We start from the raw sequence: 12,917 nt of genomic DNA on the forward strand, positions 1-12,917 counted from the left end.
TTTACGCGGCAGGAAATTCGTTCGCCAGCGGTTTAAACTTTCTCTAGGCAACGGTGTTGTATCACACGTCGCAGGCTGAAAACCGCTCGCGGCGCTTGATGTGAATCGCTCCGCGATGATGAAAAAAGCTCTCACACTCATCCTGACCGTTGCCCTGCTCGGCCTGAGCGCCTGGCTTGCCTGGTCACTCGGGCGCGCCTCGCATTCCCGTGAGGCAGGAGAGCCCGCAGCTCAGTCATTCCTCTCCGAGTCCCCTTCCCCGCCTCCTTCTGAGACCAAAGCCGCGCCCATCTCGTCCGAGCCCTTTTCCCTGAATTACCCGGAAGCACCGGCGGGCTCCCTGCGGGGTGAGGCTACGCTGGTCTTTGACAGTCAGGATGAGTATGAGCAGGCACTGGCCTGGCTGCGTGCGCAGGGTGTAGACGTACGGGACCTTTTACCGGGCCTCAATGCCATCCGCATCGGCACCTATGATCCGATCTGGAAACGTCTGGGGGCCGCCCCCGATCAGGTCGGCTACAACTTTCCCATCACCCCGCCGCCGCCTGTCGCTGATTCGCCCTACCTCTCCGCCCACAACGCCGCCTTTGGGGCGGGAGTGCTGGAATTTCTCGGCGTGGATGAAGTTGATGCCAGCTGGGGCGAAGGCGTCATCGTGGCCGTGCTCGACTCGGGTGTGGAGACGGACCACGCCGACCTCAAGGATGCGCACCTGCTCACCCTCACCCGCGAGGGCCGTAGCGACCCAGTCGGCCACGGCACCGCCGTCGCATCATTGATCGCCGGGCAGGAATCACCCGTACCGGGGCTGACCCCGGGCGCCACCATCCTGAGTCTGCCCGTGCTCGATGACAAAGGCCGGAGCGATACCTTTCGGGTGGCCGAGGCGATTCTGTTGGCCGTGGATCAGGGAGCTCGGGTTATTAGCATGAGCCTGGGTGCCTATGGAGACAGCCGCGTCCTCAGAGAAGCGGTCAAGTACGCTGCCGCACATGATGTCATCATGGTGGCATCCGTCGGTAACGACGGGGCCGGGCAGGTCGCCTACCCCGCCGCCTATGATGACGTCGTCGCCGTGGCTGCCGTCGATGCGCTGGGCCAGCCCGCTTCCTTTTCCAACTACGGGCCGCAGGTCGATATCGCCGCGCCCGGTGTCGGCGTACCGGTCGCCTGGAACGGTAACCGCTACGCGAGTGTATCGGGTACGTCCTTCAGTGCGCCCCTGGTGGCTTCAGCCATCGCACTCGTCCTGCAACAGGAGCCGGGGATGAGTGCGCACGAGGCCATAGGAACCGTCCTCGACAACGCCAACGAAGGGGCCACGCCCGGTAAGGACGAATTCGTCGGCCAAGGAATTCTCAACATCGAGCGCATCCTCGAGCGCAACCAGCGCGGGATCTTCGACGCTGCCACCGCAGGGTTTAGTGTGAGCACCGCAGAGGGCACCCCATCCGGGCTGATCGAAGTCATGGTCGAAAACCGCGGAACGGAGTACCTGCGCGAGGTCTGGCTGACCATCGAGTACTCCGACCACGAGGAATCCATCGCACTCGGTGCCCTCGGCCCGGGCGACGTTTACGTGCAGCCAGTTCAGATCACACCGGACCCCTTGAATGCCTCGGATCTTACGGAAGTTCACGCCACCGTCGGCATCAACGGCAGCGACTCACGCCCCGGCAATGACAGCTTCACCGGTCAGGTGCAAACCCGGCCAACCAGCGAGGCAGTCACACCTGAGCGTTAGCGGATTTATCCAATGATCGCGCCTTGCGCTGCGAGTGTTTCGCGCAGGTGGGCAATGTCCAGACCATCGATAACGCCGGGCAAATCACACGCCAGAGCGGCAGCCGTCCCGGCAGCCTGCCCCGTGGCCATCGCCGCCGGCAATACGCGGACAGCGGCCAGTGCTTCGTGCGAAGCCGAAGCACAGCGCCCGCAGGCCAGCAGATTATTTTCACCCTCCGCGACCAGGCTGCGGAACGGGATCGTGTAGTAAGCACCCTCGGGCAGAAAGCGATGGTTGTACAACGTCGCCCCGCCATCCGGGCTGTGAATATCCACCGGATAGCTGTTACAGGCGATGGCATCGTCAAAGACTTTGCAGGAGGTCAGGTCCTCGGCCTGCAGGACATACTGGCCCTGAATACGCCTCGTCTCGCGCACGCCGATTTTCCAGCCGATCTGCGTCAGGTAGCAGTTTTCATAGCCGCGAATATGGGGCCTCAGAAACTCCTCGATGAACTCCTCGATCTGGTAGCGACCCTCCTTCTCGGCCTGCGCCAGCTGACGACTGTCCGTCCCCTTGTCCACGAGGATGCGGGTGACATTCATCATGTAAACGCCGGGCTTACCGGGGACTTCCTGCGCCCCGGAGAGCGCGGTTCCGTCGCGCGGATTGCGCCAGTTCTTACCCTCTGCCCGCAGGCGATCCCAGGTCTGTTGAATCTCATCCCAAGACATTTTCTCCTTAGCCACGCCGCCCAGCGTAAAAACCAACGTCATGGCCTGCGTCTTACCATCGCGCTGCCGTCCCATCGGCGTGGGCAGCCCCGCCAGTCGGGCCACCTGAGCATCGCCACTGGCATCGACAAAGCACTTCGCACGGGTGCGCAGGACTCCGTCTTTGCTGTAAAAATCCGCCACCCGCAAGTGGCCGTCCTCGCGCCCCAGGTGCAGGAGCGGAGCATGAGTGATCAGCTCGACACCGGCCTCATCGAGGAGATGCGTGAGCTCGATTTGCAGCGCCTCGCAGTCAACGGGTAGCCAGTCCTCCTCGCGAACATCCCGCGTGAACGCGCCGCGCTTTGAGAGTCGGTCCATCAGCTCCAGCGGGATGCCTGCCACGGCGAGCTCCGGCGCGTGCGCGGTGCGAAATGTCGCCAACGGCAAGCCCGTCGTGCTGTTCCCGCCCAGATAGGGCATCGCCTCGGCCAGCAAGGTGCGCGCACCGTTACGGGCGCTGGCTACCGCTGCCACGCAGCCTGCCAAACCGCCGCCCACCACGATAACATCGTACTGGCCAGCTTCTTCCATCTCCATCGGGATCATCACTTGCGTCATGGTTTCGATCCTGACAGAGCCCACTCCAGACCCCAGTCTATACGATTGCAACAAGTTCGGATTAAGTTATATATTTTGCGCACATGATGGTAGCAGACGGGGAATTAATGCCTTTTGATTGGATGTCTAAACTCAGTACATGCATCCACTGGGCTTACATCAACCGCTCCCCTTCACACATGAAGACCTACTGCCCGCACCCGCAGGCGGCCTGGCTGCTGCGCAAGGGGAGCCTGCTTTTGCGCTTTGGGCAGGAGCGCGAAACCTACGCCGCCGGGCAGTGGATTTTTCCCCGCGCCGAGGACGGGCTGCAAACCTTCAGCGAAGATGCTGAGCTGTTATCAATCCGGTTCACGCTGGAGTGGCCGACCGGCATTCCACTCTTTGATCGCAGCCATAGCCACAGCGTTGCCGCAAGTGAGGTCCGGTCCTACACCCAGATCAGTGAGCGGCTCCTCCACTATGTGGAGCAGCACTTCCCGCAGGCAGACCCCCACCTGCGCAATGTCCAACTCGGCCTCGACCCGTACTTCGAGCTGCAGGAGATTTTCGCGCAGTGGACGAGCCAAACCCTAAAACTGCTACGATCGCTCAAGGTGCCGACGACGAGCCCAAGCCACCTCGACCCGCGCATACGCGACGCACTCCAGCGAATCGGGCGACAGAGCTGGACCGACCCGATGACGACGGCGGACCTGGCCGTACAGGTGGGGCTGAGCCTGAGCCAGTTCAACCGGCTCTTTCTCCGCGAGACGGGGCTGTCCGCCGGGCAGTACCGCGAGCAGCTGCGCAGGCGCGCCGTGCAGGCTGCGCTCATGGACCACTCCCTCACGGTCAAGAGTATCGCTATGGAGTACGGGTTCAGTTCGCTGCCGCACTTTTCCGCCTGGGTCCGCAAGCACTTCCAGACCTCCCCGCGCGCTTACCGTCAGGCCGTCCAGGAAAGCACTCTGTAGGCGGCCATCCCCCATCTTCTCAATAGCGAGAATCACCGCCCTTGCTTCGCAGCGAGGACGTTGCCACCGTGAGGTTTTACGAACAGCCCAATGACCGCAGCCATGCAAGACACATCCGGCCTTACGCCATCATCCACTCCCGTCCGCTACTTTGAGGAGAACGGAAAAACGTTTATCCCCATCGGCCTGAACCTCTGCTTCCCGCGCTTTATCAGTAACGAGCAGGAGGGGCTGGACCTCTACGCACAGTGGATCAAGCGGCTGGCCGATGCAGGCGGCAACTACATGCGCCTGTGGCTGGGGCATGCTTTTTTCGACCTTGAGCCGGAGCAGGCCGGTGTCTTTTGCCCACGGGTTGCCTCGCGGCTCGACCGGGTCCTGAAGATGGCGCATGAGCGTGGCATCCGCGTAAAGCTCACCCTCGACCATTTCCGGTCGATCTCGACCCAGGCCCAGGCGGAGATCTTTCCCGGCGCGGCCTCCTTCGACAAGCCCGTTTACGCCAAGGCCAACGGCGGCTGTGCGGAGGATATGGACGCGTTCCTCACCCATCCCGACGGGCAGGCCCTTTACCTGAAAAAACTCGACTGGCTCAGTGAACGCTATGCCGAGCATCCCGCGATTTTCGGCTGGGAGCTGTGGAACGAAATGAACTCCGTGAACAGCTCCCACTGGCCGCAGTGGACCCGCCTCATGCTGCCTGAGCTGCGCAAGCGCTTCCCCCGGCACCGCGTGATGCAGAGCCTCGGCTCCTTTGACCGGGAAAGCCAGAACGCCCTCTACGCCGACTACGCGACCATGCGCCCGATGGACCTCGTGCAGGTCCACCGCTATCTCGATCCGGCGGCGGGTTTCACGCAGTGCCAGGGACCGGCAGACCTGATGTGCGCAGATGCCGTCAACACCCTGCGGGAAATGGCCCCCGACCTGCCCGTCATCCTGGCAGAGACCGGCGCGGTCGAGGCGAACCACTCCGCCCCGGCCAAACTCTATGCGTCCGATACCGAGGGGCTGCTCCTGCACGACCTGATCTTCGCGCCTTTCTTCAGCGGATCGGCGGGCTGTGGGCAGATGTGGCACTGGGACTACTACGTCACCAAGCACAACCTGTGGTGGCACTACGGACGCTTCGCACGCGCCATCGAGGGCTTCAATCCTGCCGGGGACGGCCCCGTACATACCTCTGTTTGGGAAACAGATGACCTGCGGGCCTACGGCCTTAGCGGCCGCTGCCAGTCCCTCATCTGGCTGCGCGACACCTCCTCTGACTGGCGCAGTGAAATCATCGATGGCCAGCCAGCTCCCTTACGGCAGCCGAGCACCTTTGCCCTCCCCGATTCGCTGCCCCGCACGCAGACCATCACCTGCTACGACCCGTGGGAAGATCGCGAAACCGTCGCCGAGCGCACAGCTGAGGGCGTACAGTTACCCGCCTTCCGGCGCTCGCTCGTGCTGCGGCTAAAGTAGGCTCTGTCCGCGACTAACACTCGAATCAGGCGAAGGGCCGGGTCGACCACCAAGCCTCCTCGGCTTTGCTGAGGCGATCGATCTGCTCAGCGCAGGCCGGGACCTCGCTCAGGTCGTTAAGCTCGTATGGGTCCTCGTCGAGGTGGAAAAGCTGGATGCGCTCCGTACCACAATCGCGACGCTCACTGTGGCGGTAACGGATAAACTTCCATTGCCCATCCGAGGCCATGCTCTGCACGTCCTTGTAGGCCGCGGTCAGGATACGGGCGGGCGGCTCTTCGCTCTTGAGCATGTAGGGGCTCATGTCGACCCCGTCGCTGCCCTCGACAGCGGGCAGACCGGCCAGCGAGCTCAAGGTCGAGATCAGGTCCGTGTGATTCGTCATCGCGTCGCTGCAGCCCTGAGGAGCGGCACCCCCACCGATGATAAGTGGCACACGCACACTCGGGTCGTAGACGTTTTGCTTACCCATCAGCCCGTGGCTGCCCACGCATAGCCCATGGTCGGAGGTGTAGATGACGAGCGTGTTTTCCCACAGGCCCTGGACCTTCAGCTGCGACATGATCGTGCCCATAAAGGCGTCGTGGTGCGAGATCATCCCGTAGTAGTCGGCCACTTCCTTCTGCACGCGCTCGGGGGTGCGCGGATGCGGGGCGAGTGTCTCATCGCGGATCATGAGCTCGCCGTTGTCAAAGGGATGCTCCGGCATAAAATCCGCCGGCACCGGAATGTCCTCGGGGCGGTAGAGCGAGGCGTAGGGCTCGGGGGGCATGCGCGGGTCATGCGGCGAAGTCAGGGCCACTGTCAGGAAAAAGGGCCGCTCCTCATCGCGCGCATGCAGAAACTCACGGGCACTGCGGGCAAAGACCTCGGTGGAGAAGCCACCAGCGGAGGTAACAAGCTCCTGCGGATACTCTCCGGTCGGATCGTAGGGACGGATCGGAATGTCGTCCTGACGTCCCATCCCCCCGAGGAAAATCGATCCCCCCCCCTCGAAGCCACGATTCAGGCTCACTTTGTCATTGTGCCATTTGCCGACAAAGTGCGTCTGATAGCCGTTGTTGCGGAAGTGCTCGGGCAGCATGAGGTTTTCCGGGGCAATCGTGCCCATCGCTCGTTCCTGACAGGGGTCGGTGGCCGTCATGGCCGTAAAGAGGTCCTTGCCGGTGTAGATGATCGCACGACTGGGGACGCAGACTGCCCCCTGCATACCGCCCATGCAGTGGTGATGCCTCAGCAGGAAACCCGTGCGCGCCAGCTCATCAAAATACGGCGTCTGCACGGTGGGATTACCCATGCAGCCGAGAGCGTCGAAGCGGTGGTCGTCGGCCACGATCAGGAGGACATTCGGGCGGGATTGCTTACTCATGTCCCCAGAATACCGCTTGACAGCCCCTATGTACAACGCGCACCTTACTGAAACATTTGAGTAAGACAAATAAAGCACGTGTACGCCTCAAAGACATTGCCGCCGACCTTGGTTTAAGTGTGTCGGCGGTCTCGATGGCCCTGCGTGAAGACGCCTCCATCCCCACAGAAACGGTGAAGCGTGTCAAAGAAGCCGCGCAACGCCTCGGCTATGCGCCCGACCCGGCGCTGAGCGCACTGGCTGCCTACCGCAGCGGCTTAAAGGTGCGCGAAGACTTCAACGTCATCGCACTGGTTTCAGACATATCGCCGGAGGGCAGATGGCTATCCAGCAACAGCGCGCAAAAGCTGATCGAGGGCGCCACCGAGCGCGCACGCACCCTCGGCTACACGCTCCAGTACTTCAACGCCTGGAACGACGGCATGACCCCGCAGCGCCTCAGTAAGGTCCTCCGCGCGCGGGGTGTTCGCGGGATCATCATCGGGCCGATGGCCGACCCCTCAGCGACGCTCGATATGGACTGGAAGCGCTTCTCCGTGGTCATGGTCGAGCGGGCTTTCCAGTACGGGCACTTTCACCATGTCGTCCCCAACTACTACAACGACATGATGCTCGTGCTGCACCACCTCCGGGCCAAGGGCTACAAGCGCCCCGGCATGATCCTCTACCAGTCGCTGGCTGAGCGCGTCGGCCACCGCTGGGAGGCTGCCTACGCCGTCGGCTGGCCGGAGAAAACCGGTGACATCCCCGCCCTCATTCTGACCCCGGACATGCTGGACGGCAACGTCCTGGACTGGTTCCGGCGCTATCGGCCGGATGTTATCATCGGTCGCGGGATGCTCATCATGCGCACCCTTGAGCAGGCCGGGATCGCAGTCCCCGGCGATGTCGGCTATGTCGCGCTCAGCGCACTGGATGAGCCAGCCGGCGTCAGCGGCATCATCCAGCACCGGGACGCTATCGGCGCCGCCGCCGTGGACATCCTCAACTCCCTGCTCCACCGCAACCACTGCGGCCCGAACACCATTTCCCTCGGCACCCATGTGGACGGCACCTGGCACGAAGGCCACACCCTGCGCCCCACCCCGGTCTCGCTCCGGGCAGAGATACCGAGCCGCGCCATCAACGGCTGATTTTGCCCATAAAAAAAACCCGCTCAGTCGTAGACCAAGCGGGTTTTCTAAAATGGTGGCCAGAACGTGAATCGAACACGTGACACAAGGATTTTCAGTCCTCTGCTTATGTATGCCTAGTTGTTTCATGTTCTGACAGGTTTGTTATTCAAATATATGTTAATTAGCGATTTATGAAATTATTGATGAAGTTTGAATTCTGAGCTTGGCATATCTAGGCAGGACTCAGCACCCCCAATTTAAGCAACAAATAAGCAACTAAGGCTTGCTTGCCTCGACGAGAAATACTAAGATTGAATACATGAAATCGTCCAAAGGAACACTAGACTATTGGTATGACCGTATCCGCAAGAATTCGTTCAAACGTACAGATGGCTCCACCTACACCAGCCCAGAGTATGAGATTTATATGTCCGTCGGAGGCAAGCAACAGCGTTTCAAATTGGGTACAGGCAACAAAGAGGTTGCCGCAGAGAAAGCATTGGAAATCTACATGTACAACCGTGCTAACGGTGCCCAAGCTACTCTTGAAAAGTACAAACAAAAAAAGACTGTGGCGGTTGATGATCCAACCGTTGGCCAATTTCTGGAAGAAATTGGCCGCCTTCGGCTAATAAAACAGACAACTTTCACCGACTATTCGCGAAAATTCCGAACCGTAGTCAGCGGCGTCTTTCGTATCCCTGCGGACAAATCACGGTGCTATCACCGTGGCGAGGCTGTTAAAGCGTGGCGCAACAGGGTTGACTCGATAAAGATATCGGACTTGAGCGCTAGCAGAATAATGCAGTGGAGGGCGAACTATCTTGATGGACTAGAGCAAGACCCCATTGCCCAAAGACGGGGGAAGGCCACCGTGACATCACTCCTACGCAACTCAAAAGCTTTATTTAGTCCGAAGTATGTTAAGCACCTCACTTTTAAGCTACCTCAAAACCCTTTCGATGGACTCGTAATCGGTGGCTCTACGACTCGACAGTACAAGTCTGAGGTCGATTTCATGTCCTTGGCAAACAAGGCGAAAGAAGAGCTGTACGCGGAACTGTCTGATCTTCCGGCTATTGACGATAAACAGATGCGGAAAAGCACGATCGCTCTCAATAAAGCACTATCAAAACGTGAGCAGTTTAAGATAATCTTGCTGTGCTTGGGGTGCGGAATGCGGCGAAGCGAAGCGGATACCCTGCTCTGGACCAACGTCGATTTTAAATCGAATAAAATTCGCGTCGAAGCAACCGAGTATGGGGACGTAAAAGGAGCATCGAGCGAACGCGTGATTGATGTCGATGCAACCGTCGTGGAGCTACTCGCGAAATTTAAAGAAGAGGCCTCCGGTAGCTTTGTGATTGAAAGCAATCGCAAACCAAAACCTTCCGTGAGATACCATTATTATCGATGCGACCATCATTTCAAGCGACTTATCGCTTGGTTGCACACTCAGGGAATCACGCAAAGAAATGCGATCCACGAATTGCGCAAGGAATTTGGTTCGCAGCTCACGGAGCAATTTGGCATCTACGTCGCTTCAAAAGCACTTGGACATTCTGAAGTAACGACAACAGCCCGGAGTTACCTAGAGAAGAAAGGCCACAAAAGCCTGGCAATCTTTTGAGGTCACATTTGAACTCAGGTCGCTTTGCGAATCCCGCGCTCCTCGGCAATCCGGTTCACTTCATCCAGATAGTACCGACATGATGTTCTCGACATCCTGATCTTTGTTAAGCCCCAATCCTTGGCCCTTCGGCTGAAGTAGCGAGGATTATAGCCTAGAATCCTTGCTGCGTCCCTACCGCTAATTTGCTGCCTTCCAAGTTTTTCGGGTACGTTCGACTTTTCAGATTTTTCGACCGGGGCATTCGCCCCGATAATTTCGATAATCTCAGACTTAGGAATCGAGTCGATAACTTGCCTGCGGATACTTGAATCTGTCAATGCTTGCCTAATAATTGCTGAAGCAAAACTCGCGATGTCGCCTTGAATTGCGGGGTGTTGAATCAGCATACTCAAGAATCCCGAAGTGTCGCTCTGCAATTTCATATCCATGTTCAGAGTATATCGCATTTCTCTGGAAAGAATAGGGAATCTCGCTGAGGGAGTATTACCGAATTATCAGGACGATGGAATTTTTTGACGGATTGGTGCATCCGACCAATAGTCCGTTTTATGATGAATTTTAATTTCTGAAAATAATGTCTGGAGTTGATAATTGTCCACTGGTGGCCAGCGAGGACTTTATACATGAATTAATGAGCAGTGAGTCCGAGGCAAGATTAGCTGCGTTTTATGATCTTTGGCGATCATCAGAGAGTCTTAGGAGGCAGATACGACAGATTGTTGATAATGAAATTATCGACAACGCATCGCCCCCGCCTGGCAGCGCTTCAACCGAAAAATCACGCGACAGACTTTTTAAGACTACTTGCAGCGATGGGGGCAATGAGGCCTTAACGGATTTTGCGAAGATTGCGCCCGAAGTCGAAAAACGTCTAACCTGCGCCTACGGCGGGCTAAGCCGTAAAGAATTGTTGATATTGCTAGATAGGCACAGAATTGGCAGGCGTGACCCGGGGACCTATTTATTGATTCGAGCTTGGAAAAGGCATACCGACAGTTCCGATAACTCGCCGGATTTCCGATTAAAGCGACTGACGCTAAGCTATATCGAGCGAGCGATCATTGAGAACCGTGCGGATTTTTTCCGTGATACCGCTGACATCCTCGAATTCCTCAAAGACGGCGAATTTTGCGAGAACGGTCGGTGGGACCATGACCCCGGACAGTTTTGGCAATTCCATTTGCTGCTCTACATCTTAGAGCATCCAAAAGAAAAATACACGATACGGGAGTTTGGAGCCTACTTTGAGCGTGAAGTGGGTGCCAATGAAATGCCGACCGCAAAAACCATTCGAGCGTTTTGCCGATCAAACGGCATTTCCTTGGATTCCACTCCCGGCGCACCGAAAAAAGTGAGCACGTAGCCGCTCCGTTCACTTGCAAAAAAAAGCCATGTGGCTCCGGCAGCGATCAGCAGACCGAGCCCCGAGTTGCATCTGTCCACTGTTGATAAGTTGGCCAGCGCCTATGGTAAGTAAGCTTGGCAATTACTCCGTTTAGGGGCCGCAGGAGTCGGGAGGAGACTCTTATTGTTCCAATAACTGGTAAAGATATAAGGGAGGAAGTAAGAAATAATGATTTTGAATTACTGCTAACCAAATGCTGGAATCAGGCGATCAACATCTGACACATAGGCTGTACTTCCTTGCTTCCCGATATTTTACAGCAGCTAAAACGTTCGTACTTGCAGAAATCAGCTTTGTAGAGAGCCTAATTTAGGCATGGACGGCAAAGCAGCCCCAAGAGTATTTATATCGTATTCTCACGATTCCCCTGAACACAAGCAGTGGGTCAGCGAATTCGTGACTGAACTACGTCTGAGCCACGGAGTCGATGCCATATTGGATCAATTGCACCTAGGGCCGGGTGATGATTTTGTCTACTTCATGAGAGAGGCCATCGGCAAGGCTGAGTGGATATTGATTGTTTGCACTGACCCATACATTGAGAAGGCGAATTCGAGAACAGGAGGCGCAGGATATGAGACTATCATCGTCGAAGGTGAGCTAATTCGTGACCTCAAAACGAAGAAGTTCATTCCCATATACCGTCTATCCGACGGTTCATGTCGTGCGCCAGATTCTTTATCGACCCGTTTTGGCGTAAACTTCCACAATTCCGTTGATCGTGAAGAGGCATTTCGGCAGTTGGTAAACTGTTTGCATGGAATCCCTCCCGACATTCCACCAGTTGGCGGAGGTCCCAAACCAAAGAAGAGTAATGCAATAACATCCCCTACTACGGTAAAACCAGTACAAGTGAGTCCAAACTACACCAAGGAGCCACCTGGTCAGATTGATGTTTTGCAGCCCTATTCAAAAGAGCCCCCCGGCGTAATCCCTGTCTTTCCTGAACCGTCAGATGCCACAGGAGAATTCTACGAGGACGCCTTGAACTACGCGACCATTGGGAATCGCACAATCTGGCGTCGCCAACTTGATTCAAGAATTAAGATCGCGTTCATGAAGCTGTTTGAGCTCAGGGAGTCTTGGGATCGCGCGCAATACACACAAGAAGATTGGGAACCTGAAAGTTTTCCCCAAATAGCTTTTGAATCTTTAGCAGTATTCAAAGAAGTGTTCTGCATGGGTTTAGCAGGCATCGAAGCAGCGAATCAGGGATTCAATCGCCAAACTTCACTGATACAAGAGTTAGTTGACCCACCCGATTGGGATTGGGCTGGATCGGTTGTTACTCGCTCGATTCCCGAATTACTTGTGTTTTGCTTTCAAGCATTGGCCGGAGCAATGAGCGTCAAATCCGAGCAACCACACATCATATTTGGTATGGCGAATTTGCCAGTTAGTCGGAGATTCCAGTCGGACAGCACAACATTATGGCAGCAAACAAATCACATTGGTTGGCCGGAAACACTTGGCCGGAATTGTGTTAACGCATGGAATTTCCTCATGCGCCTACACGCCGAAGTCGAATGGATTTCAAAAATATTCGATGGCAAATCGCTTAAGGGGCTCGTATGCGCACACTATGCCCTGTTATCCGTAAATGAATTTCTGCACTTTCTAGATGAAAAGCCGAATCTTGAGACCTACCATCATGGCATACCGACAATGTTTCTAGGGCATGACAACTTAGAGCGTGGTCTTCAGTACCTTTATCGGAGCAAAGTCGAAATCAGGGAATGTATTTTGTCAGGACACGATATTCGAAAGCTCAATGAATACTGGATTGTATGGGTGAAACGATCGTTGGATTACTATGCCAAATTGAATCGTATCGGAATTTACCGCGATGCTCGACTAGGCGGATTTAAAGACCTCCTACCCAATTTATTAAGCTGATTTCTGAATCAAATAC

Annotated in this window: 10 protein-coding genes; 7 read left to right on the top strand and 3 right to left on the bottom strand. The window is 56.6% G+C overall.

Annotated features, from left to right (window positions below; genetic code table 11):
* Positions 1 to 115: 115 nt before the first annotated feature.
* Entirely contained in the window at positions 116 to 1,744 is a 1,629-nt protein-coding gene (locus tag K0V07_RS14255; protein ID WP_220622057.1) for a S8 family serine peptidase, read from the top strand.
* A 5-nt stretch (positions 1,745 to 1,749) separates the two neighbouring features.
* Here K0V07_RS14255 and K0V07_RS14260 read toward each other — a convergent pair whose 3' ends face one another.
* Positions 1,750 to 3,060, bottom strand: coding sequence for an FAD-dependent oxidoreductase (locus tag K0V07_RS14260; protein ID WP_220622058.1), 1,311 nt, complete (start codon positions 3,058 to 3,060; stop codon positions 1,750 to 1,752).
* Between the two features lie 179 nt (positions 3,061 to 3,239).
* Between K0V07_RS14260 and K0V07_RS14265 the strand changes: the two genes are divergently transcribed.
* Together K0V07_RS14265 and K0V07_RS14270 are read left to right on the top strand one after the other, a co-directional pair.
* Positions 3,240 to 4,016, top strand: a complete 777-nt coding sequence (locus tag K0V07_RS14265; RefSeq protein WP_220622059.1) for a helix-turn-helix domain-containing protein — start codon at positions 3,240 to 3,242, stop codon at positions 4,014 to 4,016.
* A gap of 102 nt (positions 4,017 to 4,118) precedes the next feature.
* Entirely contained in the window at positions 4,119 to 5,483 is a 1,365-nt protein-coding gene (locus tag K0V07_RS14270) for a cellulase family glycosylhydrolase (RefSeq protein WP_220622060.1), read from the top strand.
* A gap of 25 nt (positions 5,484 to 5,508) precedes the next feature.
* On the opposite strand, the gene K0V07_RS14275 is transcribed toward K0V07_RS14270, so the two are convergent.
* Complete coding sequence (locus K0V07_RS14275) at positions 5,509 to 6,852, bottom strand: sulfatase-like hydrolase/transferase (RefSeq protein WP_220622061.1); 1,344 nt, start codon at positions 6,850 to 6,852, stop codon at positions 5,509 to 5,511.
* Between the two features lie 56 nt (positions 6,853 to 6,908).
* Here K0V07_RS14275 and K0V07_RS14280 point away from each other — a divergent pair, with 56 nt between their 5' ends.
* Both K0V07_RS14280 and K0V07_RS14285 read left to right on the top strand, forming a co-directional pair.
* Positions 6,909 to 7,985: a LacI family DNA-binding transcriptional regulator gene (locus K0V07_RS14280; RefSeq protein WP_220622062.1), complete on the top strand. Its 1,077-nt coding sequence runs from the start codon at positions 6,909 to 6,911 to the stop codon at positions 7,983 to 7,985.
* 301 nt (positions 7,986 to 8,286) lie between these two features.
* The gene (locus tag K0V07_RS14285; protein ID WP_220622063.1) at positions 8,287 to 9,597 is read left to right on the top strand and encodes a tyrosine-type recombinase/integrase; all 1,311 of its coding nucleotides are present in this window, start codon (positions 8,287 to 8,289) and stop codon (positions 9,595 to 9,597) included.
* A 14-nt stretch (positions 9,598 to 9,611) separates the two neighbouring features.
* On the opposite strand, the gene K0V07_RS14290 is transcribed toward K0V07_RS14285, so the two are convergent.
* A complete protein-coding gene (locus K0V07_RS14290) occupies positions 9,612 to 10,028 on the bottom strand; it encodes a hypothetical protein (RefSeq protein WP_220622064.1) in 417 nt (138 codons plus the stop codon).
* 146 nt (positions 10,029 to 10,174) lie between these two features.
* Here K0V07_RS14290 and K0V07_RS14295 point away from each other — a divergent pair, with 146 nt between their 5' ends.
* Positions 10,175 to 10,963 (top strand): hypothetical protein, encoded by a 789-nt coding sequence (locus K0V07_RS14295; RefSeq protein ID WP_220622065.1) that lies wholly within the window; start codon positions 10,175 to 10,177, stop codon positions 10,961 to 10,963.
* Positions 10,964 to 11,320: 357 nt separating this feature from the next.
* Positions 11,321 to 12,901 carry a toll/interleukin-1 receptor domain-containing protein gene (locus tag K0V07_RS14300; protein WP_220622066.1) on the top strand — a complete coding sequence of 527 codons (1,581 nt, stop codon included), beginning with the start codon at positions 11,321 to 11,323 and terminating at the stop codon, positions 12,899 to 12,901.
* Positions 12,902 to 12,917 lie beyond the last annotated feature (16 nt).

It is taken from the genome of Ruficoccus sp. ZRK36 (assembly GCF_019603315.1).
Lineage (GTDB): Bacteria > Verrucomicrobiota > Verrucomicrobiia > Opitutales > Cerasicoccaceae > Ruficoccus.